At 63.0% G+C, this 25398-nt stretch carries 11 protein-coding genes and 2 pseudogenes; 6 read left to right on the top strand and 7 right to left on the bottom strand.

All coding sequences use genetic code 11. The features are described from left to right. Positions 1–30 precede the first annotated feature (30 nt). The 3 genes and pseudogenes from ptsP (PSH80_RS05205) to PSH80_RS05195 all read left to right on the top strand — a co-directional run bounded on the left by ptsP (PSH80_RS05205) (position 31) and on the right by PSH80_RS05195 (position 10075). Positions 31–2549, top strand: a pseudogene (gene ptsP, locus PSH80_RS05205) (phosphoenolpyruvate--protein phosphotransferase). Between the two features lie 26 nt (positions 2550–2575). Next, on the top strand, positions 2576–4282 hold the full coding sequence (gene nagE, locus PSH80_RS05200) for an N-acetylglucosamine-specific PTS transporter subunit IIBC (protein ID WP_305419450.1): 1707 nt from the start codon (positions 2576–2578) through the stop codon (positions 4280–4282). 81 nt (positions 4283–4363) lie between these two features. After that, positions 4364–10075 carry a membrane-targeted effector domain-containing toxin gene (locus PSH80_RS05195; protein ID WP_305419448.1) on the top strand — a complete coding sequence of 1904 codons (5712 nt, stop codon included), beginning with the start codon at positions 4364–4366 and terminating at the stop codon, positions 10073–10075. A gap of 92 nt (positions 10076–10167) precedes the next feature. Here PSH80_RS05195 and PSH80_RS05190 read toward each other — a convergent pair whose 3' ends face one another. Continuing rightward, positions 10168–10479: a hypothetical protein gene (locus tag PSH80_RS05190; protein WP_057437975.1), complete on the bottom strand. Its 312-nt coding sequence runs from the start codon at positions 10477–10479 to the stop codon at positions 10168–10170. A 4-nt stretch (positions 10480–10483) separates the two neighbouring features. Next, positions 10484–14381: pseudogene (gene purL, locus PSH80_RS05185) on the bottom strand (phosphoribosylformylglycinamidine synthase). A gap of 287 nt (positions 14382–14668) precedes the next feature. Between purL and mltF the strand changes: the two are divergent. Beyond that, the gene (gene mltF, locus PSH80_RS05180) at positions 14669–16129 is read left to right on the top strand and encodes a membrane-bound lytic murein transglycosylase MltF (protein ID WP_128593877.1); all 1461 of its coding nucleotides are present in this window, start codon (positions 14669–14671) and stop codon (positions 16127–16129) included. Positions 16130–16178: 49 nt separating this feature from the next. On the opposite strand, the gene PSH80_RS05175 is transcribed toward mltF, so the two are convergent. From PSH80_RS05175 to treP, 5 genes are all read right to left on the bottom strand, one after another. Continuing rightward, the gene (locus PSH80_RS05175; protein ID WP_128593878.1) at positions 16179–16463 is read right to left on the bottom strand and encodes a PTS transporter subunit EIIB; all 285 of its coding nucleotides are present in this window, start codon (positions 16461–16463) and stop codon (positions 16179–16181) included. A gap of 2 nt (positions 16464–16465) precedes the next feature. Continuing rightward, a complete protein-coding gene (gene ptsP, locus PSH80_RS05170) occupies positions 16466–18997 on the bottom strand; it encodes a phosphoenolpyruvate--protein phosphotransferase (protein ID WP_305419445.1) in 2532 nt (843 codons plus the stop codon). 169 nt (positions 18998–19166) lie between these two features. Then, positions 19167–20387, bottom strand: a complete 1221-nt coding sequence (locus PSH80_RS05165) for a carbohydrate porin (protein WP_128593881.1) — start codon at positions 20385–20387, stop codon at positions 19167–19169. A gap of 72 nt (positions 20388–20459) precedes the next feature. Beyond that, a complete protein-coding gene (gene treC / locus PSH80_RS05160; protein ID WP_186626239.1) occupies positions 20460–22109 on the bottom strand; it encodes an alpha,alpha-phosphotrehalase in 1650 nt (549 codons plus the stop codon). 119 nt (positions 22110–22228) lie between these two features. Further along, positions 22229–23671, bottom strand: a complete 1443-nt coding sequence (gene treP, locus PSH80_RS05155) for a PTS system trehalose-specific EIIBC component (protein ID WP_057437971.1) — start codon at positions 23669–23671, stop codon at positions 22229–22231. Positions 23672–23871: 200 nt separating this feature from the next. On the opposite strand from treP, the gene treR reads away from it, so the two are divergent. Beyond that, positions 23872–24576, top strand: coding sequence for a trehalose operon repressor (treR, locus tag PSH80_RS05150; protein WP_057960558.1), 705 nt, complete (start codon positions 23872–23874; stop codon positions 24574–24576). A gap of 22 nt (positions 24577–24598) precedes the next feature. After that, positions 24599–25369, top strand: a complete 771-nt coding sequence (locus tag PSH80_RS05145) for an APH(3')-II family aminoglycoside O-phosphotransferase (RefSeq protein WP_169990401.1) — start codon at positions 24599–24601, stop codon at positions 25367–25369. The last annotated feature ends 29 nt before the right edge of the window (positions 25370–25398 follow it).

Raw genomic sequence — 25398 nt, 5'->3', positions numbered from 1 at the left:
TTCTGTCGTTTCCTGATGAGTACCGTGCCCATGCCCGACAATAATAATGACCTCACCCTCAGCGCCCCCCTCAGCGGGCCAATGCTGACCCTGGGCAATGTGCCTGACGACGTGTTCGCCAGTGGCGCCATGGGCGACGGGATTGCCATCGACCCCCTCAACGATTGCCTGCATGCGCCGTGTGCCGGGGTCGTGATCCACGTTGCCCGTACCGGCCACGCCCTGACTATCCGCGCCGACAATGGCGCCGAGGTGCTGCTGCATGTGGGCATCGACACCGTCGAACTGCAAGGCGAAGGCTTTGCCTTGCTGGTCCAGCAAGGCGCACGGGTCAGCAATGGGCAGCCCCTGGTGCGCTTTGACCTGGATCGCATCGCCCGCCAGTGCAAAAGCCTGGTCAGCCTGATCATCCTCACTAACGGTGAGCAGTTCGAACTGCGCCCCGTGGCCGTGAACGCCGTCAAGCAAGGTCGGCGAAGCCCTGCTGCGCATCGTTGCGCGTCAGGCTGGCGTCGTGCAGCCCGTGATGGCCGACACCGCCGAGGCGCACGCCAGTGCCAGCGTGCGCATTACCCACCGGGGCGGTTTGCATGCGCGGCCCGCTGCGCTGATCCGCAAGACTGCCCAGGGTTTCAGCAGCCTGTCGCAGCTGCATTTCGCCGGCAAATCGGCGTCGTGCGCCAGCCTGATCGGCTTGATGGGGCTGGGCATTGGTGAACAGGATGAAGTGCAGGTCACGTGCCGTGGCCAGGATTGCGACGCGGCGTTGCAGGCACTGGTCGCCGCCCTTTCGCTCACCACTGCCGAAGCCGTACAGGCCCCAGTGATAGCCGCTGCGCGTCCAGTCAACCGTGAAGCAGGCGTATTGCAAGGGGTGTGCGCCGCGCCGGGCCTGGTCTGCGGGCCGTTGTTCCGACTCAACAGCATCGAGTTGCCAGAAGACCCACGTAACCATGCGCGCCATGAGCAGTTGCAGCACCTGGACAGCGCCCTGGAACAGGTGCGCGGCGAAATCCGCAATACCTTGGAGCATGCCCGCCAGCGCCAGGCCGTCGAGGAAGAAGAGATCTTCGCCGCCCACCTGGCGCTGCTGGAAGACCCGACCCTGCTGGAGGCCGCCACCGCTGCCATCGAGCACGGCAGCGCCGCCACCCATGCCTGGCGCGATGCGATCCAGGCCCAATGCGCGGTGTTGCTGGGCTTGGGCAAGCCGTTGTTTGCCGAACGTGCCAACGACCTGCGGGACTTGCAGCAACGGGTGCTGCGCGCGCTTTTGGGTGAGGCGTGGCAGTTCGAATTGCCCGCTGGCGCGATTGTTGTCGCCCATGAGCTGACGCCTTCGGACCTGCTGCAATTGAGCGCGCAAAACGCGGCCGGTATCTGCATGGCCGAAGGCGGCGCCACGTCCCATGTGGCGATCCTGGCCAGGGGCAAAGACTTGCCCTGCGTGGTGGCGCTGGGCAGTGAAGTATTGGCAATAACCCAAGGGCAACGGGTGGTGCTGGACGCCGCCAATGGGCGCCTGGAACTCAACCCGGACGATGCCCGCCACGCCCAGGTCCACCAGATCCGCGATGCGCAGAAACAGCGGCGCCAGTTGCAACAGGCCCAGGCCCATGCTGCCGCCAGCACCCTGGATGGCGTGGGCATTGAAGTGGCCGCCAATGTCGCCTCCAGCAGCGAGGCGCAGATTGCCTATGACAACGGTGCCGATGGCGTGGGTCTGTTGCGCACCGAGTTTCTGTTTGTCGACCGCCGCACCGCGCCCGATGAACAGGAACAGCGCCAGGCCTATCAAGCGGTAATGGACGCCATGGGCGACAAATCGGTGATCATCCGCACCATTGATGTCGGCGGCGACAAGCAACTCGACTACCTGCCCTTGCCCGCCGAAGCCAATCCGGTACTGGGCCTGCGCGGTATTCGCATGGCCCAGGTACGCCCGGAACTGCTCGACCAGCAACTGCGTGCCCTGCTGCAGGTCAGCCCATTGCAACGTTGCCGGATCCTGTTGCCGATGGTCAGTGAAGTCGACGAGTTGCTGCACATTCGCCAGCGCCTCGATGAACTGTGCGCCGAACTGCAACTGACCCAGCGCCCGGAACTGGGGGTGATGATCGAAGTCCCGGCCGCCGCGCTGATGGCTGAGCAACTGGCCGAGCACGCGGACTTTTTGTCGATCGGCACCAATGACCTGTCCCAGTACACCCTGGCCATGGACCGCGACCATGCCGGCCTGGCCGCACGGGTCGACGCCCTGCACCCGGCGCTGCTGCGCCTGATCGCCCAGACCTGCAGCGGCGCCGCCAAACACGGGCGCTGGGTCGGCGTGTGCGGCGCCCTGGCCTCTGACCCGCTGGCCACCCCCGTGCTGGTGGGCCTGGGGGGTGCGGGAACTGTCCGTCAGCCCGCCGCAGATTGCCGCCATCAAAGACCGCGTGCGTCACCTCGACGCCGCGCAATGCCGGCAACTGAGCCAGGCCCTGCTCAACCTGAGCAGCGCCGGCGCCGTGCGCCAAGCCTGCCAACACCACTGGCCGTTGAGCTGACAACAACAAGAAAAAGGAGACTCGCCATGTACCAATTGTTTATCGAAGGCCTGCAACGCCTGGGCCGTGCGCTGATGCTACCCATCGCCATCCTGCCGATTGCCGGCCTGCTGCTGCGCCTGGGTGACACCGACCTGTTGAACATCGCGGTGATGCACGACGCCGGGCAAGCGATCTTTGCCAACCTGGCGCTGATCTTCGCCATCGGCATCGCCGTGGGCTTTGCCCGCGACAACAACGGCACCGCCGGAATGGCCGGGGCCATTGGCTACCTGGTGATGGTCTCCACCCTCAAGGTCATGGACAGCACCATCAACATGGGCATGCTCGCCGGGATCGTCAGCGGGCTGATGGCCGGGGCCCTGTACAACCGCTTCAAGGACATCAAGCTGCCGGAGTACCTGGCGTTCTTTGGCGGGCGACGCTTTGTGCCGATTGTCACCGGGTTTTCGGCGGTGGGCCTGGGGGTGATCTTCGGCCTGATCTGGCCGCCGGTGCAGCACGGCATCAACAGTTTTGGCGTGCTGCTGATGGAAAGCGGCAGCCTCGGCGCCTTTGTGTTCGGCGTGTTCAACCGCTTGCTGATCGTCACCGGGCTGCACCATATCCTCAACAACATGGCCTGGTTTGTGTTTGGCAGCTTCACTGATCCGGCCACCGGCGCAGTGGTCACCGGCGACCTGACCCGCTACTTTGCCGGCGACCCCAAAGGCGGCCAGTTCATGACCGGCATGTTCCCGGTGATGCTCTTCGGCCTGCCCGCCGCGTGCCTGGCGATGTACCGCAACGCCCTGCCGGAGCGGCGCAAGATCATGGGCGGGATCTTCCTGTCGATGGCCCTGACCTCATTCCTCACCGGGGTCACCGAGCCGATCGAATTCGCCTTTATGTTCCTCGCGCCGTTCCTGTACCTGCTGCATGCGCTGCTCACCGGCCTGTCGATGGCGGTCACCAACCTGCTGGATATTCACCTGGGCTTTACCTTCTCCGGTGGGTTCATCGACATGGTCCTGGGCTGGGGCAAATCCACCAATGGCTGGCTGGTGATCCCGGTGGGCCTGGCCTACGCGGTGATCTACTACAGCGTGTTCAATTACTGCATCCGTCGCTTCAACCTGAAGACCCCTGGCCGTGAAGATATCCAGGTGGTACAGGCCGAAGCGATGAGTGATAACCAGCGGGCCAGTGCCTATATCCGCGCCCTGGGCGGCGCCGACAACCTGCTCAGCGTCGGCGCCTGCACCACCCGTCTGCGCCTGGACATGGTCGACCGTAACAAGGCCGTGGACGCCGAGCTCAAGGCCCTGGGGGCGATGGCCGTGGTGCGCCCTGGCAATGGCGGCAGCTTGCAGGTGGTGGTGGGGCCGATGGCCGACAGCATTGCCGATGAGATTCGCTTGGCCATGCCGACAGCCGGCCAGCCCTCGCCCTCATCCCCCAGCCCTCAGCCCGCGGTGGCCAACGTTGCCCCGCCCCAGGCCGAACAATGGCTGAACGCACTGGGCGGCGGCGACAATGTGCTGCAGCTCGATTGCGTGGCCATGACCCGTCTGCGCCTGCGCCTGGCCGATGACCGGGCATTGTCGGAATCCCAGCTCAAGACCCTTGGTTGCCAGGGCATCAGCCGGCTCGACGGCGGTATCTGGCACCTGCTGGTGGGCGAGTCGGCCCAGGGCTTGAGCACTGCCCTCAAGGCCCTTGCCAGCCGCGACCCGGTGCGTACCGGGGCCTGAGCCCGCTACTTATCTACCGCCCTGCCCAAGGCACGGCTGCCCATGCTGAGGGTTCTTATCCTCAGCATGGAGAGCGTGCCTGTGAGCACCACATCCCCAACCTTTGAAGGCATCAAAGGCCACCTCAATCAGATCGGTCATCACCTGCTTCAAGTCGATGCGCCGCTAGTGCCCGAACACAAACCCTCTGCTGCACTGGCCTATCTGGAAAAACTCAACGGCATGCTGATGTCCTATCGGCAGCTGTATCTGAACAAGAGCCGGCCGCTCTACCGAGGGCTTACCCAGAGCAACCTGGCCAGCCGCGTGGCAACGCTCAAGACCACGCTCAACGTCCATCTGCAGCACCTCGACCGCTATGAGCAGATAGATGGCAAGCCACGCAAATCCTTTATGACCTTTGAAGCCGGGTACGTCGCCCTGGCCCATGCAACAACCCTCAGTGCCGAGGACCGCCTGTTGCACCCGCAACAGCAGGCCTTGCTTGGGCGTATAGCGCAGGGCATAACGCTGCGCCCAGGACTGTATGCGCTGACCTTGCGTTATCAGGAGCAGAGCGTCGAGCTGGCGGGGGCCTTTGTGGTGACCGAGAAATCCAGCCCGGTGCCCAGCGATCTGAGTTCTGCCCTGCCCCTGGGTGAGGTAATGCTGTTTACCCCCACCCGCGGGATCGAGTGCCTAGGCTCCCTGGCGCACCTGAATACGCACTTGCGCCAAGGCATGGACGATGCCGAGCAACGGCGCGACTTCATGCAACTGCTGCCCGTGCGTTATCGCGATATAACACCGGCCGCGATCTGGCCACTGGAATTGACGCCGATCGACAAGACCCCGCTGTTTGAACACACCGACGCCGCCCTGATCGCCAAGCGCACCCAGGACATCGAGCGGGCGCTGAGCCTGGTCGACAATCCGCAGCCGTCAGCCGCTCAACTGATCAGTGACCTGGATCGCGCCATCAGCGCCTCTGTGCCGGACATCAGCCCACGCCTGGCATGGCGTGCCCGCCGCTTGCTGGAGCGCTACCTGCGCCAGAGCGCACCGGACTGGTACCGCAGCGCCAGTGCAGACCGTCGGGCCACACTCGCCACCCACTTGGCGAGCTACAACGAGGCACGCCAGCACCTGCTCGACCTGCTGAGTCCGGTCACCAGCCCCGAGGCGCTGGCCCGCTACCAACTGCTCGAACGCCTGAGCGATGAGCTGGACATCCACGACCTGCTGCCCGAACACCTGGTGATCAACACCCGGCGCTACGTGGAGCCCATCGGCGAGTACGAACATGACCGCAACCTGATCGAGCTGGCCCTGCGCGGCCTGCAAACCGGCGATGCACTGGCGGGCTCGGACTTCCTCAACAAAACCACACTCACCTACCGGGATGGCGCGCTGCCCAAGGCCTATCGGGACCTGACACCCGCCTGGCTGGCGCAGACGCTGAGCACCCTGCAGCCACGTATCGACTTTGCCGACGCCCAGCAGCAGATGCACGGCAAACCCGCCGTCAGCCGGGCAATCGAACAGATGCTCGACCAGCGGATCAACGCGCTGGCCTACACCGCCTTGCTTCAGGGGCACCTCACTGAAGAGGACTTCCAGTTGGTGCAGAGCCTGCGCCAAGGCACCGACCCGCGCCTGAGCGCCGCCACCCTGTCGCTGCACGAAGCCCAGTTGCAGGATATGTGGGTGCTGCGCCAGACCGATGCCAACGGCAGCGTGATCCGTGTGCTGTTATGCACCCCCGAGGCACCGCGCGAGCAGCAGTTTCAGGCATTCGACAGTGAGATCGCGTGCCAGAACCATATCCTCGGCTGGAGCCAGGACAGCGGCGGCCTCACCGACTACCTGATCAAGCGGGTTGCCCTGCGTTTTCGCGATGCAATGAAACAGGTATTGACGGGCCTGAGCTTCAAGTTTCACGCCCGGGAATACACACAGATCCGCTTTGGCAATATCGGCAAGCATGCCGACTGCCTCCAGGCCATGTCGGCCCATGTCCTGGCAACCCGGGTCGATGACTATGAGTTCGGCACCCCGAACTGGTATCGCTCCACCAGCGTCGACAACCGCCAGAAACTGCTGAAACTGGCGCAAGACAGCGAAGGCGCACTGCAGGCCTACAACGACTTCCCGTTGTCCGATGCACACGTTCCCAGCTTCTCCACCTACGTGCACGAACGGGCCAGAAAACGCCTGAACGAACTGCTCGGACGCCGTCAGAACGACATCGACCCCGATACGGTCTGGGCCTTCTCGCCCCCGGCGCTGCTCGCCTCATGGACCCCTACCCCCCTGACCTACACCCAGCTGTACCGCGATGGCTACGCCGACGGCGTAGGCTTTCTTGACGCGAAATTTTCGCGCGCCGCTCGCTTCAAAGGCCCGCCCGGTGTTGACCTGAGCCCGCTGACCGCTGAAAAGGTCGCCCGCTCGATCACCGGCACCTGGGTTGGCCAACACTACATCAACGAAGTCAAACGCCGGCTGCTCAACGCCGGCAGTGCCGACTATGCCTTACGGCGCAATGCCACCCTGAGCATTACCCAACGGCAGATGCAGAACGCCGCCCTGGAATGCCGCCTGCAAGGGCATATCGCCGGGGTCGATGGCGACTGGCTGGAACGCAGCATTGCCAGCATGGGCGATACCCGCACCGAGGTCCGTGGCACCTACGCCCTCCACCGCTTGCTGGTAGACGGCGAATGGGTGATCGATAACTTCCTCTTCAGCCACGCCGGTTTCCCGACGTTGCTTTACACCCCAAACGCACCCGACGGCATCAGCTTTCGTGAGGCGCGACAGTTCAACTATCTGCTGAAAAAGACTCCCGGCATGGTCGGCTATTTCACCCTGCGGGTCGGTGCTCAATCCCAGGCGCGCGTACGCACCCTCCTGGAAGAGGCCAAGGCGCAATTACCCGAGGACTTGAACAAAACCTCCGTGAGTCCGTCGCGCTACGACTCGACCCACGGGCAAACCCCATTACTGGATCTGCGCCAGGCGCTGTATGACATGAAGCAGCAGCGCAAGATTGACGACGTTGAAGGCACCACGGCGAATCGCAGCCAGATGATCAACAGTATTCTGTGGACCTGCGTGGAGTGGGTCAGCGGTATCGCTACCGCGCCGTTCCCCACCCTCAGCCTGAGCCTGGGCATGCTGTTGGCATTCAAGGACGGCATGCTGGCCCTGCACGCCTATCAGCAGGGCGATACGGGGGCGGCCGTGGAACACTTGATCGGTTACGTGCTCAACAGCGCCGGGGCGGCTTTTACCGATCTGCGCCCGGCCCTGGTGTCGCTCAAACAACTGGTAAAACCGGCCGTGCGCCCGGCCACCGACGCTGCTGCGGCGCTGAACGAGGTCTTGAGGCTGATCCAGCCACTAGAGCCCAAGCCGCTGGCGCTTGAGGACATGCAAGCCGTGCTGTTCGGTGGCGAAGGCCTATGGGCAAAAAAGACCCCCGACCCGATCGGCCGTTATTTGCTGTACCGCCTGGACCCGGCGACCGGCAGACTGGTTTCCACTACCCGCCTCGCCGCCCCCGATGCGCAAGGCGTCTGGCGGCGTACCGGGGTGACTGGCGGCGCGCCGAAATATGAAAAGCTGCCCGAGCCACCCGAGCCATTGAAGAACTATGAAATCCCGGCGAAGTACGCGGGCAAACTGGAGCTGGCCCTGAACCCGGATGTACGGGCCGGGATAGTGCAGCGAACCGAATGGGAGTTCGGCTCCCGGGACGTCGCACTGGAGAATGCTGCCCGAGACTTGAAAGCGGTGCGCGCCGCCTACTTGCAACAGGCCGAGCAACTGACAGCCGACGCCCGCCACTTTTTCAAACATCTCGCCCCACTACCAGCCCGCACCGATGTGCCGGCCATCGGCGCCGACACGTCCTTCTCGCAATGGATCGCCAGCAATGCCTTTGCCGGGAACAAGCCCCTGGTCATCGGCGCGATACCCGGCTCCATTGCCGCTAAACAACTGCTGATCACGCAGATGGACAGCTTGCTCAACCAAGGCTTCAAACACCTGTACATCGAGCACCTGCCAGCCGATATATTCCGGGCGAAACTGGAGAAGCTGAACAGCGGGAAATCCTGGCAACATATCCAACGGCACCTGAAAACCATCGATACCGCCTTGGGTTTTGCCGAGAATGCCGAATACTCCTACGTGGCCCTGGTGCGCAAGGCCCAGGCAAAGGGCATGAAGATCAGGGCCCTGGACGCATCCACCTCCTATCTACTGGATGACGTCCTGCAAATGGCCGACACCCCGACCACCACGCCCCGGGACAACGGGATCAGGAACTTCTACTCCCACAAAGCCCTCGAGACCGACGCCATCGGCACACCCGGTGAGCGCTGGGTGGCCCTGGTGGATTCATCGCGCCTGCGCACTTTCGATGACACCCCCGGCCTGGCCGACTTGCAAGGTGCCGTTGCCCTGCGGGTGGACGACGTGGCCCCGGGCCAACCCGTGGGGATCTGGCTCGACACCGCCGGTGCCATTGCGGGCGATCCCTTGGCCAAGGGCGATTACCGCCTGGCCCTGCAGACCGCGTACAAGGCACCCGAACCCGCAGCGTCGTCCAGCGCGGCGACTGCCGCGGTCGTGACGCATTACAGCGACTACGACATTCCCCTACCGCTCAGGGACAACCTTGCGCAACAGATCGTCGCCCACCGCGGGTTGGACAGCCGCTACTTTGCGCTGAATCCGCACGAGCGCGAAGCATTCCAGGCCTTCCAGAGCGCCAGGGATCGCCTGAGTAGCGATGCCCAGGCCTACCTGGCCAGCCAGGTACCGCCGGCAAGGCCAGACCCGGCCGAACTGGCCGCCCACACGACCCCAGAGGCATTTCTGGAAAAACTGCGTCAAAGCGAGTTCCCGGGACTGATCCTTGGTGAAGGGCACCAGGAGCAATCCAGCAAGCGCTGGCTGCGCGACCACATGAAAAAACTCAAGGAACTGGAGTTCAAGACGCTGTACGTCGAACACCTGCTGACCGATATGCATCAGGCGGACCTGGACATGTTCCTCAGTACGCAACGGCTGCCGGACACACTCAAGCGCTACCTCACACGGCTGGATCGCGGCCATATGCCAGGCTACAACGGCGACGATACCTACACCGAAGTCATCCAGGTGGCGGCCAGGCATGGCCTGCGCATCCGGGCCCTGGACTGCACGGCCAGTTACCACGTCAAGGGGCTGCGGGACACGGTGCAGTCGCGCAACCAGATGTTCAGCTACTTCGCATCGCAGGTGATCAAGGCCGACCAGGCGGCCCACGGACCGCATAAATGGCTGGCCTTCATCGGCAGCGCCCACACCAACATCAACCTGGGGGTGCCCGGCCTGGCGGAGCTGCAAGGCGCCGTCAGCCTGCAAATCCGGGACACGGCCCCGGCACTGGCGCAGAACATTCGCCCCGGCACCTGGGAGACGTTTGCCGAAGGCCTGACGCCTTACACCCGAGCCCTGCGCAGCGATTTCATCCTGGACGCCGGCGTAGAAGGCATCAAGGCCCCCTCCCCCTTCGTCCCCGCGGACAGGACACGCCTGAACCGTCCCGGCCTGTTCCTGATCGAACGCCCGTCGCCGGCGCAGAGCAACCTGCTGCATCGTTCCCGCAGCGGGGAAATCGTCTCGACACCGATCAAGGTCGACCACAACGGCCTATTTTATGTCGAGCGCTGGGAGCCGATGCAGGGCAAGCGGTTCGGCTACGAAAACCTGTTGATCAGCGCCTTGAAGGCTGAAGTGGGGCTGGTGCCCGCACCGTGAGTGATTGAGGCTTGCCCATGGCGGCATGATCGCCCACAAAAAAACCCGCTGGCCAAGTCGGCCCAGCGGGTTTTCTGTCTACAGCCGGCCGATCAGAAATCCGCCAGCTGCCACACCTCATAAGCCGGTGTTTCATAGGGGTGGCTGAGCTTCAACGCAGCGACAACTGCCTTGATCAACTCATCAGCCACCACCAGCTCGACCTTCCATTCTTCAACCACTTCGACCTGGCCCACCTGCCCGATAAACGGCTGGCTGCCGTCCATCGGGCGGAATTGGCCCTGGCCCAGCACTTGCCAGGCACAGCTGTCGTAGTCGCCGATGCGCCCGCCACCGGCCGCGAAGACGGCGCTTTTCACCGCCTCCACATGGCTGTCGGGCACAAAGAAGCTGAGCTTGTACACGGCCTTAGTTCACCCACACACGAGCGTTACGGAACATGCGCATCCACGCACCGTCTTCGTTCCACTCTTCCGGGCGCCACGAGTTCTGCACCGCGCGGAACACACGCTCCGGGTGCGGCATCATGATGGTCACACGACCGTCGCGGCTGGTCAGCCCGGTGATCCCGCGCGGCGAGCCGTTCGGGTTGGCCGGGTAGTTTTCGGTGACCTTGCCGTGGTTGTCGACAAAGCGCAGGGCCACGGTGCCGGACAGGTCGGCTTCGAGCAGCGCTTCTTCGCTGGCGAACTCGGCATGGCCTTCACCGTGGGCAATGGCGATTGGCATGCGCGAACCGGCCATGCCTTGCAGGAAGATCGAGTTCGATTCCTGCACCTGCACCATGGCCACACGGGCCTCGAACTGCTCGGAACGGTTACGCACGAAGTGCGGCCAGAACTCGCTGCCCGGGATCAGTTCGTGGAGGTTGGACATCATCTGGCAACCGTTGCACACACCCAGGGTGAAGCTGTCGTTACGCTCGAAGAAACCCTGGAACGCATCGCGGGCACGGCTGTTGAACAGGGCCGACTTGGCCCAGCCTTCACCGGCACCCAGCACGTCGCCGTAGGAGAAACCGCCGCAGGCCACCAGGCCCTTGAACTCATTGAGGTCAACACGACCGGCGAGGATATCGCTCATGTGCACGTCAATCGCATTGAAGCCGGCACGGTCGAACGCGGCCGCCATTTCCACCTGGCCGTTGACGCCCTGCTCACGCAGCACGGCAACCTGTGGGCGGATGCCTTTCTTGATGTACGGCGCGGCGATGTCCTGGTTGACGTCGAAGCTGAGCTTGGTGCTCAGGCCCGGGTTGTCTTCTTCCAGGATCACGTCGAATTCCTGCTCGGCACAGGCGACGTTATCGCGCAGGCGCTGGATCTGGTAGCTGGTCTCGGCCCACTGGCGTTGCAGCAGGCGGCGCTGGCCTTCAAACACGGTGTCGCCGTTGAACACGATGTTGATCACACCGTTGTTGATCGGCTGGCCGACCACGGCCACGCAGTCGCCCAGGCCAGCGGCGCTGAACTGTGCAAGCACGTCCGGGGTGGCGTCCTGGCGCACCTGGATGACCGCGCCCAATTCTTCGTTGAACAGGATGGCAGCGATGTCAGCGGAAGTTTCCGCCAGGCCGTCGAGGTTCAGGCTCAGGCCGCAGTGACCGGCGAAAGCCATTTCCACGACGCTGGTCAGCAAACCACCGTCGGAACGGTCGTGGTAAGCCAGCAGGTGGCCATCGGCATTCAGGCCCTGGATCACGGCGAAGAAGGCTTTGAGGTCTTCGGCGTCATCGACGTCCGGCGCCTGCTTGCCGAGCTTGCCGTGGGTCTGGGCAAGGATCGAGGCGCCCATGCGGTTCTGGCCACGACCGAGGTCGATCAGGATCAGGTCGGTGGTGCCCTTGTCCATGCGCAGTTGCGGGGTCAGGGTCTGGCGGACATCGGTGACTGGCGCAAAGCCGGTGACGATCAGCGACAGCGGCGAGGTAACGCTCTTGTCGGTGCCTTCATCGTTCCAACGGGTGGCCATGGACATGGAGTCCTTGCCCACCGGAATGGTGATCCCCAGTTCCGGGCACAGCTCCATGCCGACTGCCTTGACGGTGTCGTACAGGCGCGCATCTTCACCGGGGTGGCCGGCAGCGGACATCCAGTTGGCCGACAGCTTGATATCGGACAGCTTGCCAATACGCGATGCGGCGATGTTGGTGATGGTTTCACCAATGGCCATGCGGCCCGACGCCGGGGCGTCCAGCAGGGCCAGCGGGGTACGCTCGCCCATGGCCATGGCTTCACCGGTGTACACATCAAAGCTGGTGGCGGTCACGGCAACGTCAGCCACCGGCACCTGCCAAGGGCCGACCATCTGGTCACGGGCAACCAGACCGGTGATGGTGCGGTCGCCGATGGTGATCAGGAAGCTTTTGCTCGCCACGGCCGGGTGGTGCAGCACGCGCTCGATGCTGTCGGTCAGGTCCAGGCTGCTTGGGTCGAAATCATCGCCCAGTTCGGCTTCACGTACCGCCGAACGGTGCATGCGCGGGGGCCTTGCCCAGCAGCACTTCGAGGGGCATGTCCACCGGGCTGTTGCCGAAGTGGCTGTCGGTCACGGTCAGTTGCGGCTCGGCAGTGGCTTCGCCGACCACGGCAAACGGGCAACGCTCGCGTTCGCAGATGGCCTGGAAGCGCGCGAAGTCTTCAGGGCCGACCGCCAGTACGTAACGTTCCTGGGATTCGTTGCTCCAGATTTCGTGCGGGGCCATGCCCGGCTCGTCGTTTGGAATATTGCGCAGTTCGAAACGGCCGCCACGGTCGCCGTCATTGACCAGTTCCGGGAAGGCGTTGGACAAACCGCCGGCGCCGACGTCGTGGATAAAGCTGATGGGGTTCTTGTCACCCAACTGCCAGCAACGGTCGATGACTTCCTGGCAACGGCGTTCCATCTCAGGGTTTTCGCGCTGAACAGAAGCAAAGTCCAGGTCCGCCGAGCTGGTGCCGGTGGCCATGGAGGAAGCCGCGCCGCCGCCCAGGCCGATCAACATGGCCGGGCCGCCGAGCACGATCAGCTTCGAGCCGACGAGGATCTCGCCCTTCTGCACGTGGTCTTCACGGATGTTGCCCATACCGCCGGCCAACATGATCGGCTTGTGGTAACCGCGCACTTCATCGCCACGGGGGGTGGTGATGGACTGCTCGAAGGTACGGAAGTAACCGGTCAGGGCCGGACGCCCGAATTCGTTGTTGAACGCGGCGCCGCCCAGCGGGCCTTCGATCATGATGTCGAGTGCGGTAACGATGCGCTCAGGCTTGCCGTATGGCACTTCCCACGGCTGTTCGAAGCCTGGGATCTGCAGGTTGGACACGGTGAAACCGGTCAGGCCCGCCTTGGGCTTGGCGCCACGGCCGGTGGCGCCCTCGTCGCGGATCTCGCCGCCCGAGCCGGTGGCTGCGCCCGGGAACGGGGCAATCGCGGTCGGGTGGTTGTGGGTTTCAACCTTCATCAGGATGTGCACCGGCTCCTGCACCGCGCCGTACTGGCGGGTTTCCGGGTCCGGGAAGAAACGGCCGGCGACAGAGCCGACGATCACCGAGGCGTTGTCTTTATAAGCCGACAGAACGCCTTCGCTGTGCATCACGTAGGTGTTCTTGATCATGCCGAACAGGCTTTTTTCCTGGCTCTGGCCGTCGATATCCCAACTGGCGTTGAAAATCTTGTGGCGGCAGTGCTCGGAGTTGGCCTGGGCGAACATCATCAGTTCGATGTCGTGGGGGTTGCGCTGCAAACCGTTGAAGGCGTTGACCAGGTAGTCGATCTCGTCTTCGGCCAGGGCCAGGCCCAGCTCGGTGTTGGCCTTCTCGAGGGCGGCGCGGCCACCGGCGAGCACGTCAATCGCGGTCAGCGGCTTGGGCTCGGCATGGCTGAACAGGCCGGCAGCCTGTTCCAGTTGGCTGACGATGATCTGGGTCATGCGGTCGTGCAGGCTGCTGGCAATCAGCTCGGCTTCGGCATCGCTGAACTGGCCAGCCACGTAGAAGGCGATCCCGCGTTCCAGGCGCTGGATTTTTTCCAGGCCACAGTTGCGGGCGATATCGCTGGCCTTGCTCGACCAGGGCGAGATGGTGCCGAACCGTGGCAGAACCAGGAACAAGCGGCCAGTCGGCTCTTGAACGGGAACGCTGGGGCCGTACTTCAGAAGGCGTGCCAGCACTTGCTGTTCGTCGGCGGTCAAAACGCCGTTAACGTCGGCGAAGTGAGCAAATTCAGCATACAAGCCAGTGACAGCTGGAACCTTCTGGCTCAGTTGCTCAAGGAGTTTGCTGTGGCGAAAGGCAGAAAGGGCAGGAGCGCCGCGCAGGATCAACATCTTCGGGACAGCCTCGGGAAGGGGGTGTGCTTTGAGGCCGTGCATTCTAGCGTAAACCTGCGCCAACGGCACCCGAAACGGTGCCGCTGGCCGCTGCCGAACGTCAGTTGGCACAGATTGCACGGTATCGGGGCGTTTTCCAGGGTGGCCGACGCAGTTATTTTCACCCTCACCATTGCGCCCCAGGCCACGTTTCTGCGGGCTGCAGCACAGTTTCGCAGGCGCTAGCAGACAACTCCCATGCTGTCGAGATATGGCGCCGTGGGCCGTTTGCGTATACTGCCCAGATGTTCTCCCCAACTGCTTTGCGCCCGCGATGTGCCAAATGGCTCCTCGCCACCGGACTCTTCCTGATGCTCAGCGCCTGTGTTGATAAGCCCAGCACGCTCGAGCGAATCAAGGAGGATGGCGTATTGCGGGTGGTCACCCGAAACAGCCCGGCCACCTATTTCCAGGACCGCAACGGCGAAACCGGTTTCGAATACGAACTGGTCAAGCGCTTTGCCGACGACCTGGGGGTCAAGCTTGAAATCGAGACCGCCGACAACCTCGACGACCTGTTCGACCAGTTGGGCAAACCCGACGGTCCGGTATTGGCCGCCGCTGGCCTGGTCAGCAGCGAGCAGCGTAAACAACAGGTGCGCTTTTCCCATGCGTACCTGGAAGTCACCCCGCAGATCATCTATCGCAACGGCCAGTCCCGCCCCACCAACGCGGCCGACCTGGTGGGCAAAAAGATCATGGTGCTCAAGGGCAGCACCCATGCCGAGCAACTGGCCGAGCTGAAAAAGCAGAATCCTGCGATTGAGTACGAAGAGTCCGATGCCGTTGAAGTGGTCGACCTGCTGCGCATGGTCGATGAAGGGCAGATCGACCTGACCCTGGTCGACTCCAATGAAGTGGCGATGAACCAGGTGTACTTCCCCAACGTGCGGGTGGCCTTCGATCTGGGCAACGCCAGCAACCAGAGCTGGGCCGTGGCTGCCGGTGAAGACAACAGCCTGCTCAACGAGGTCAACAGCTACCTCGACAAGGTCGAGAAGAACGGCACCCTGCAACGCCTCAAGGATCGTTATTACGGGCATGTCGATGTACTGGGGTACGTCGGCGCCTACACCTTTGCCCAGCACTTGCAGCAGCGCCTGCCCAAGTACGAGAAGTTCTTCAAGACCTCGGCCAAGGAAGAAAAGGTCGATTGGCGGCTACTGGCAGCCATTGGTTACCAGGAATCGCTGTGGCAACCGACCGTCACTTCCAAGACCGGCGTGCGCGGCCTGATGATGCTGACCCAGAACACCGCCCAGGCCATGGGCGTGTCCAACCGCCTGGACGCGCGGCAGAGCATCAAGGGGGGCGCCAAGTACCTGGCGATGATCAAGAGCGAACTGGACGACAAGATTCTCGAACCTGACCGCACCTGGTTTGCCCTGGCGGCCTATAACGTCGGCGGCGGTCACCTGGATGACGCGCGCAAGCTGGCGCAAAAGGAAGGCCTGAACCCGAACAAGTGGCTGGACGTGAAGAAAATGCTGCCGCGCCTGTCGCAGAAGCAGTGGTACAGCAAGACCCGCTACGGCTACGCCCGGGGCGGCGAGCCGGTGCACTTCGTGGCCAACATCCGCCGTTACTACGACATCCTGACCTGGGTGACCCAGCCGCAGCTGGAGGGCAACCAGATGGTGGAAGGCAACCTGCATGTGCCGGGCGTGGACAAGACCAAGCCGCCGCAAGATACCCCCCAACTCTGACCCCCGGGTCCGATCAGACAGCCCGCTCCCACATTTATTTTGTGGTGTTCTACAGGCCAGTGATCAGATGCACCACCCCGCCCGCCAGCACCATCACCGCCGTGATACCCGCCGCCTTCAGCGCCGCCTCGTCCACTAGCGCCGGGTCCTGTAGCTGCACGCGGGTCCGCGTCAACGCCACCCGCTGCTGTGTCTTGAGATTCGCCGCCCCACCCAATGCACTCAGCACCGCCGGCGCCAACATGCCGTCAGCCTTCGGCTCGGCAACCGCCGTTTCCGCCACCAGGTCCGGGGTCAGGGCTTTCCAGAATGCCTGCTGCAATTTCTCGAACATATTCAGTTCTCCACAACCAATGAGGTTTCGACGGTCGCTGCGTGGTATTGGCTCAGGGCCTCGCGCACCTGGGCGGCCTCTTCCAGGTTCAACACCTGGTGGGCGATCAGTTGGCAGTCCGCCAGGTCCAGGTCACGCACGGTGGCCTTGATACTCGGGATCAACGGTACGCTGACGGACAACTCGTCCACCCCCAGCCCGATCAACATCGGCACCGCCAGTGTTTCGGACGCCAGCGCGCCACACACACCCACCCACTTGCCATGGGCATGGGCGGCCTTGACCGTGGTGGCGATCAGGCGCAGCACCGCCGGGTGAAAGCTGTCGGCCTGGCTGGCCAGGCGCGGGTGGTCGCGGTCCATGGCCAGGGTGTATTGGGTCAGGTCATTGGTGCCGATCGAGAAAAAGTCCACATGGGGCGCAAACACATCCGCCATCAATGCCGCCGACGGCACCTCAATCATGATCCCCAGCTTCGGCAGCTCGGCAAGCCCCAGGGCCAGCGCTTCCTCTTCGAGGATCTGCCGGGCCTGATGCAGCTCCGACAACAGGCTGACCATCGGCAACATGATATGCAGCCGCGCCAGGCCCGCGCTGGCAAGGATTGCGCGGAACTGCTCGTGCAACAGTTGCGGGCGCTCCAGGCACAGGCGAATGCCGCGCAGGCCAAGAAAGGGGTTGGTCTCGCTGTCCATCGGCACATAGGCCAAGGGTTTGTCACCGCCCACATCCAACGTGCGTACCACCAGATTGCGCTCGGTGCCCAGGACACCGGCAATGGCGCTGTAGGTCTGGGCCTGTTCCTGCGGGCTCGGCGCGCGGTTGCGGTCCAGGTAGAGAAACTCCGAGCGCAACAGCCCGACCCCCTCGGCCCCCAGGACCAGGGCTTGCTGCACCTCCTGCAGCGAAGCGACGTTGGCGGTCACCTCAATATGATGACCATCGCGAGTGATGGCGGCCAAGGCGGCCTGCTGCAGATCGCGCTGGTGGCGCACAACCTGCTGCTCGCGCGCAGCCCGCAGCGTCTCGATCACCGCCAGGTCCGGGTCGAGGTGCAGTTCGCCTTTGTCGGCGTCCAGCAACACGGGCTTGCCATCGGGCAACGCCAGGACCTGGGCCGACACACCGCACATCGCCGGCAAGCCCAGGGCGCGAGCAAGAATGGCGACGTGGCTGGTGGCCCCTCCGGCCACGGTGATAAACCCCAACACCTTGCCCGGATCGAGGCTGGCGGTTTGCGAGGGGGTCAATTGCTCGGCAATCAGGATGGCCTGCTCCGGCAACTCCCAGGCGCCGTCTTGAACCCCGAGAATCAGCTTGAGCACGCGCTGGCCAACATCCGCCATGTCGGCGGCGCGTTCGGCCAGCAGGGGGCTGCCTGATTGCTCGAACAGCCCGGCGGTAGCGAGTGTGGCGCTGTTCCAGGCAAACGCGGCGCTCTTGCCTTCGGCGAGCAGGGCGTGGGCTTGTTCAAGCAGGGTCGGGTCTTCGAGCAATTCCTGATGGGCACGGAAAATCTCTACCTGGGCACTGCCGCCGGGCTTGTCCTGCAACGCCTGCAGCGCCTGGGTTGCAGCGCGCAAGCCACGTTCCAGGGCGGCCCGTTCCAGCGCCTCGCCAGCCCCCTCTTCAGGCACATTCAGCTGCGGCTCGGCCACCTGCACTACTTGGCCAAACGCCGAACCGGGCGACGCACAGACGCCGCGCAACACGCTCGCCGACGACAGCGGCGCGACCGGTTTAACCTCCTCGGCCAGCACCGCTACGGTTTCGCCACAGCCCTCCAGCAACAGCGCGACCAGCGCCTGAATCGCCGCCTCGGCGTCCTGCCCCGCGGCGCTGACTTGCAAGGTATCGCCCTGCACCGTCTGCAACGCCATGATCGCCACCAGGGACTTGGCGTTGGCGCTCTGGGTTTGCTTGTGCAGGCAGATGCTCGCATTGAAGCCCTTCGCCGCCTGGGCCAGCACCGCCGCCGGGCGGGCATGCAAGCCGTTGGCATTGGGCAGCGTGAGGGGTTTGGAAAACAGTGCGTCGCCCTCCTCTTCCTCGTCGTTGGCCGCACGGATTGCCGGGGTCACCCGCAGCAACGGTTGCCCGGCGGCGACGAGCCCGGTGTCCGTCGCCAGCAGCACAAATGGCTCGCCGCTGACCACCAGCATCAGGGTCAGCAGGCTGCGAGCATTGAGCGCGATAAAGTCGGCATCAAACTCGATCAACGGCTGACCCGCCTCGACCCGCTGGCCTTCCTCGACCAGCCGGGTGAAGCCCTTGCCCGCCAGGTTCACGGTATCCAGGCCGATATGCATCAGCACCTGCACGCCGTAGTCGTCGGTGACGCTGACCGCATGCCCACTGTCCTGGACATTGCTGATCACCCCGGCCAGCGGCGCGCAGAGGGTCTGCGAGGTGGGGTCGATACACACGCCATCGCCGATCAGGCGACTGGAGAACACCGGATCCGGCACCTGGTCCAGGGGCAACAGCACACCCGCCAGGGGCGCCAGCAGTTCCAGGGGTTGAGTTGTGGTCATGACATCACCTGCTGTTTGGTTCTGTAAAAATCATCGGCCGAGTACAAATCCCGGGGTGAAATGGGCCCCAGTGGGAGCTGGCTTGCCTGCGATTGCATCAATGCGGTTGCACTGGAACACCGAGCCGCCGGTATCGCGGGCAAGCCCGGCTCCCACATAAAGCCGGTGTTTATTTCCACCAGTATTCGACCTGCACACCGAAGTTGGAGCCATGCCGCGCGGTGCCATAGGAGCCGGTGTCGGACAACGCCGAACCCGCCGCCAGTTCGTTGGCCGCACGCTTGGCCGCTTCGTTCCAGGTGGCATAGGTGTAGTACAAACGCACCTCCGGCCGCGCCCAGAAATCCGGGCCTTTGGGCGACCAGGTCGGGGCGAAGGTGAATTTGCTGAGTTTGCGCGTGCCGCCGCTGGCGTCGACCTGATCATGTCCCAGTTCGGTGACCAGCTTGAACTGCTCGCTGATGGCATACGCCGGGCGCACACCGATGGACATCCAGGTCTGGTCCTGGCTGCCGGGGCGCACGTCTTTCTGGTACACCGCCTCGACCTGGCCGCCAAAACGCGGGGTCACTTGCCAGTCGAAAAACTCCACCGCGCGGTAGCTTTTGCTGCTGCGCTCCAGTGCCGTGTTGCCGGTGTAGCCAAGGCCAGTGCCCGGCCCTTCGCCGTACTGCAGGGCGAACTTGTTCTTGCCTCCGAGGAACGCGGCCTGCACATGCTGCGCAGTGAGGGCCCAGCCGCTGTGGGTGTCGCGCCCGCCCGCCTGTTCGATATAGCTCAGGCCCAGCTCCAGCTCGCCGCCGGGGTTGGTCTTGAAGCCTGCGACGTTGAAGTCGTGACGGGTGGCGTATTCCTTCTGGTACAGGTTGTCCTTGCGCGACAGGGCGTAGCTGTATTTCAGATCGCCGATCAGCACGTCCTCGATGCCGCCGCCGGTGGCGCTCTGGTTCCAGTAGTAGAAGTCGGAAATATGGATGTCATTACGTTTGTAGTAGCGCCGGCCGGCCCACAATGAGCCGCCATTGAGGCTGGGCATATTCGACCACTGCGCATACATCTGCGGCATGCGCGCCGAGCCGTTGTTTTCGCCCTGGAACTTCAGCTCGCGGTCGTACTTGTTGTACAGCGAGGCCATGGCATCCACGCTCAGCACCGAGCCGTCACCCAGGGTGAACAGGTCCTGGCGCAACTCCAGCTCGGCATATTGTTCGCATTCGTTGCCCAGGCGGTATTTGGATTGGGCGCCCGGCAGTTGGAAACATTGCTGCGGGCCGCTGCCGGTCGAGGTGCCGGCGCCGCTGCGCAGGTAGCCGGCAAATTCCAGGGCATGCGCCGCCAGGGGCAGGGTCAGACAGGATGCAACGAGGCCCAGCTTTATTGTTGTTTTCATGAAGCGCTCCATTATTTTTTCTTATTTTTTCCCTGTCGGAGCCGGCAAGCCGGCGCCTGAAAAGGGGATGTTTCAGTCGGTCAGGTGCAGCACAAAAGACTCGTAAGGACGCAAGATGACCGTGTCCGTGGGCACCGGGCAGTCGGGGTAGTTGCTGATCAGCAGGCGTTGCTCACTCGCCGCGCTGATCAGGTTGTTGGGCAACTGGATTTCGCAGGGCTGGCCATAGAAGTTGTTCAGCACCAACAGGCGCTCGCCATGGCCTTCACGCAGGTACGCCCAGACCTTGTCGTGGTCTTGCAGCAGTTGGCGGTAGACGCCTTCTTGAATCAGCGGCTCAAGGCGCCGCAAGGCGATCAGCGCGCGGTAGTGATGCAGCACCGAATCCGGGTCATCCAGCTGGCTCTGGACATTGATCTGCGCCGCATTGGCCGGGATGCCGATCCACGGTTCAGCGCGGCTGAAGCCGGCATTGGCCTGGCTGCTATCCCACTGCATCGGCGTGCGGCCGTTATCGCGGGATTTCTGCATGATCGCGGCCATGCTCGAGGCCTCGGACTCACCGGCATCGCGCTTGAGGCGGTAGATGTTGAGGGTCTCGACATCACGGTACTGCTCGATGCTGTCGAAGCCCGGATTGGTCATGCCCAGCTCTTCGCCCTGGTACACAAACGGCGTGCCCTGGAGGAAGTGCAGGGCCGTGGCGAGCATCTTGGCTGAGACCACGCGGTGCTCGCCGTCATCGCCAAAGCGCGAGACCACCCGCGGCTGATCATGGTTGCACCAGAACAACGCGTTCCAGCCGCCCCCGGCCTGCATGCCCAGTTGCCAGTCGGAGAAAATCCGTTTGAGTTGCTGGAAGTCGAAGTCGGCGCGCACCCACTTTTGCAGGTTGGGGTAATCGACTTTCAGGTGATGAAAGTTGAAGGTCATCGACAGCTCTTTCGACTCTGGTCGCGAGTAGCGAATGCAGTGTTCGAGGCTGGTGGAGGACATCTCGCCAACGTTGATCAGCGCGTGGCCCTCGAACACTTCGCGGTGCATTTCCTGCAGGTAGGCATGCACGTTCGGCCCATCGGTGTAGAAGCGCCGGCCGTCGCTGTTGTCTTCGGGGAAATCCGCCGGCTTGGAGATCAGGTTGATCACGTCCAGACGGAAGCCGCCCACGCCCTTGTCACGCCAGAAGCGCATGAGCTTGTAGACTTCGGCGCGCACCTTGGGGTTGTCCCAATTGAGGTCGGCCTGGGTGTGGTCGAACAGGTGCAGGAAGTACTGGCCGGTCTGCGCCTCGTATTCCCAGGCCGAGCCGCCGAACTTGGATTCCCAGTTATTGGGCTGGTCGCGCCAGATGTAGAAGTCGCGGTACGGGTTGTCGAGGCTGCTGCGCGCCTGCTGGAACCACTCGTGCTCGATGGAGGTGTGGTTGACCACGATATCGAGCATCAGCTTGATGCCGCGCTTGGCCGCTTCGCTGATCAGCAGGTCGCAGTCGGCCATGGTCCCGTAGCTGGGGTCGATGGCGTAGTAGTCGCTGATGTCATAGCCATTGTCGCGCTGGGGCGAGCGCAGGAACGGGGTGATCCACAGGCAATCGACGCCCAGCCACTGGAGGTAGTCGAGTTTGTCCACGATGCCCAGCAGGTCACCGGTGGCGTTACCCGCATGGCTGTGGAAGCTTTTGGGGTAGATCTGGTAGATCACCGAGTGTTGCCAGTCTTGCATGGTGGGCTCCTTCAGTAGAGTGGTGTGCTGGTCTTGCGGGCCTCATCGCGGGCAAGCCCGGCTCCCACAGGGGAACGCATTCCAGATGTGGGAGCTGGCTTGCCTGCGATGGCGATCTATCAGGCGACGCGATAACCCGGCCGAACAATTTTCATGCTCAACCCACAGGTCAGAACAAACGGCACGACAATCGCGATGACCATGCCGATCACAAACATCGCGATGGATTGCGGCACGATCGAAATAAATCCGGGCAGGCCGCCCACGCCGATGGCCGAGGCCTGCACCTTGTTCAGCGAGAGGAAAATGCTGCCCAGGGCCGAGCCCAGCAGGGCGGCATAGAACGGGAACTTGAAGCGCAGGTTCACCCCAAACATCGCCGGTTCAGTGATGCCGAAGTAAGCGGAAATCGCCGAGGTCGAGGCCATGCTTTTGTCCCGCGCATTGCGGCTCATGTAGAACACCCCGAGGGCCGCGCTGCCCTGGGCCAGGTTGGACATGACAATCATCGGCCAGATAAACGTGCCGCCCTGGGTCGAGATCAGCTGCAGGTCCACGGCAAGGAACATGTGGTGCATGCCGGTAATCACCAGCGGCGCATACAGCAGGCCGAAAATCGCCCCGCCCACCATTGGCGCCAGGTCAAACAGAGTGACCACGCCTTCGGTGATCAGGATGCCGAGGTGCCGGGTCACCGGGCCGATGATTGCCAGGGCCAGCACGCCGGTGACGACGATGGTGGTGATCGGCACGACGAGCAATTGGATGGCATTCGGCACCCGCGCCCGCAGCCATTTTTCAATCACGCTCATGACGTAGGCGGCCATCAGAATCGGCAGGATCTGGCCTTGATAGCCGACCTTCTCGATCTGGAACCAGCCCAGAATATCGAAGTACGGCAAGCTCTGGCCGTCGAGCCCGGCCACCGCCTTGCCGTAGTTCCAGGCGTTGAGCAAGTCCGGGTGGACCAGCATCAGGCCGAGCACGATGCCGAGGATTTCACTGCCGCCAAAGCGCTTGGCCGCCGACCAGCCCACCAGCGCCGGGAGGAACACAAACGAGGTGTTGGCCATCAGGTTGATCAGGCTCCACAGGCCATCCAGGTTCGGATAAGCCTCGAGCAAGGTCTGGCCCTCGATGAACATGCCCTTGGCGCCCATCAGGTTGTTGATGCCCATCAGCAGGCCGGCAATGATCAGCGCCGGCAGGATCGGCATGAACACATCGGAGAACACCCGCACCAGGCGCTGCATGGCGTTGGTCTTGTCGGCGCCCTTCTTCTTCACATCGGCAATGGTGGCGGCGGCCAGGCCAGTCTGCTCGCGCAAGGCGGCGTAGACCTTTTCGACTTCGCCGGGGCCGATGACGATCTGGAACAGACCGCCGGTGAAGAACGAGCCCTTGACCAGGTCGACCTGGTTCAACGCACTGCCGTTGACCAGGCTCGGGTCCTTGAGGGCCAGGCGCAGGCGCGTCACGCAGTGGGCCGCCTGCTCAAGGTTATCGCTGCCCCCGAGGTTCTGGAGAATCTCGCGGGCGATGTTGGAATAGTCGTGGCTCATGCTTGTTCTTCCACTTTAGATTCTTGTTATTGGCAGCATGCCGAGGGCAAAAGTACTCGTACAGACGAGTTAAAGCAACAACTCGTCTGTACGAGTTACAAAAATAGTCGCCCACCGCTTTCCAAGGGGCCAATGGACAAAGCCCGCCTCTGCCACTAAGGTTCCTGCCTTGAAAGCAAACGCGGCACAGAGCCCTCTCCATGAGTAAATACAACCAGATCTACACCGATCTGCTTGCCAGCATCACCACCGAACGCCTGCAACGCGGCACGCGCCTGCCCTCCGAAACCGAATTGATGGACACCTACCAGGCCAGCCGTGGCACCGTGCGCCGGGCCATCGAGCAATTGCAGGAGCGTGGGTTCGCGCAAAAAATCCATGGCAAGGGCACCTTCGTGCTGTCGCCCAACCCGATTGAGTTTCAACTGGGCGGCATCGTCAGCTTCCACGAAACCCACGCCGACCTGGGCGATGATGTACGCACCGAAGTGGTCGAGTTCACCCAACTCCCGCTGGAAGGCTCGCTGCTGCAACATATCGAGGCCGAGCCCGGCACCCTGATTACCCGCATCAAACGGGTGCGGCGCATCGGCGGCAAACGGGTGATCCTCGACATCAACCACTTCGTCGCCGAGTTGATCCCCGGATTGGACCAGGCGATTGCCGAGCAGTCGATCTACGCCTTCATCGAACAGACCCTGCATCTGCAGATCAGCTACGCCCAGCGCACCATCGAAGCCCTGCCCCGCAGCAAGGACGACCAGGCGCACCTGGACCTCGACGGCCAGAGCCATGTGATTGTGGTGAGCAACCAGACATTTTTGCAGGACGGGCGGCAGTTCGAATACACCGAGTCGCGGCATACGCTGGATAAGTTTTACTTCTCGGATATTGCACGGCGCTAAAGCAGGAAAAAGGAAAAGCCCTGTGAATATTCCAAACAAATGGCGTGAACAGTTCCCCCATGCGCTGATCGAGCAGCAGGCCATCGGCGAGTCGCGGGCTGACGTCTTCCGGCTACGCAGGGACAACGGCACGGACCTGTTCCTGAAGGCCGAGCCCCTCGTAGAACACGCCGAGCTTGCCGATGAAATCGAGCGCCTTCACTGGCTGCAACAGCAGGGCCTGCCGGCGCCGGTGGTGCTGGATGAGGTGCAGGAAAACCTTCACCACTGGCTGCTGATGAGCGCCATCCCGGGACAGGACCTGGCCAGTAGCAGTGACCTTTCTGCCGCGCAGATCATCGACATCCTGGCCAACGCCCTGCGTACATTGCACCAGATCCCCGTGGCGCAATGCCCCTTCGATCACACCCTGGAACTGCGCATCACCGTCGCCCAGGCACATATCAACGCCGGGCTGATTGATGTAACGGACTTCGACGATGAGCGATTGGGACGTAGCGCCACCGATGTGTTCGCCGAACTCCTGTCGACACGGCCCACCACCCATGACTTGGTGGTAACCCACGGCGACGCCTGCCTGCCGAACTTCATGGCAGCGGACGGTCACTTCAGTGGTTTTATCGACTGCGGCCGCCTGGGGGTCAGTGACCGTTATCAAGATCTGGCCCTGGCGGCCCGCAGTGTCGAGCGCAACTTGGGGCAGGAATGGGTCAGGCCGTTCTTTGAGAGGTATGGTGTGGAACCTGATGAGCAGCGAATGGCTTTTTACTGCCTGTTGGATGAGTTTTTCTAGTTACTCCTGAGCAGCCCTCGACACTACCT

The organism is Pseudomonas sp. FP818 (genome assembly GCF_030687335.1).
In the GTDB taxonomy this organism is placed as follows: Bacteria; Pseudomonadota; Gammaproteobacteria; order Pseudomonadales; family Pseudomonadaceae; genus Aquipseudomonas; species Aquipseudomonas shahriarae.
This window is presented reverse-complemented; position numbering and strand designations above follow the sequence as displayed.

Bases quoted from the DNA above. Each gene is read 5' to 3' on its own strand.
- treP (WP_057437971.1), bottom strand. From the start codon at position 23,671: ATGAGCCACGACTATTCCAACATCGCCCGCGAGATTCTCCAGAACCTC.
- ptsP (WP_305419445.1), bottom strand. From the start codon at position 18,997: ATGACCACAACTCAACCCCTGGAACTGCTGGCGCCCCTGGCGGGTGTG.
- treR (WP_057960558.1), top strand. From the start codon at position 23,872: ATGAGTAAATACAACCAGATCTACACCGATCTGCTTGCCAGCATCACC.
- treC (WP_186626239.1), bottom strand. From the start codon at position 22,109: ATGCAAGACTGGCAACACTCGGTGATCTACCAGATCTACCCCAAAAGC.
- PSH80_RS05175 (WP_128593878.1), bottom strand. From the start codon at position 16,463: ATGTTCGAGAAATTGCAGCAGGCATTCTGGAAAGCCCTGACCCCGGAC.
- PSH80_RS05165 (WP_128593881.1), bottom strand. From the start codon at position 20,387: ATGAAAACAACAATAAAGCTGGGCCTCGTTGCATCCTGTCTGACCCTG.
- mltF (WP_128593877.1), top strand. From the start codon at position 14,669: ATGTTCTCCCCAACTGCTTTGCGCCCGCGATGTGCCAAATGGCTCCTC.
- nagE (WP_305419450.1), top strand. From the start codon at position 2,576: ATGTACCAATTGTTTATCGAAGGCCTGCAACGCCTGGGCCGTGCGCTG.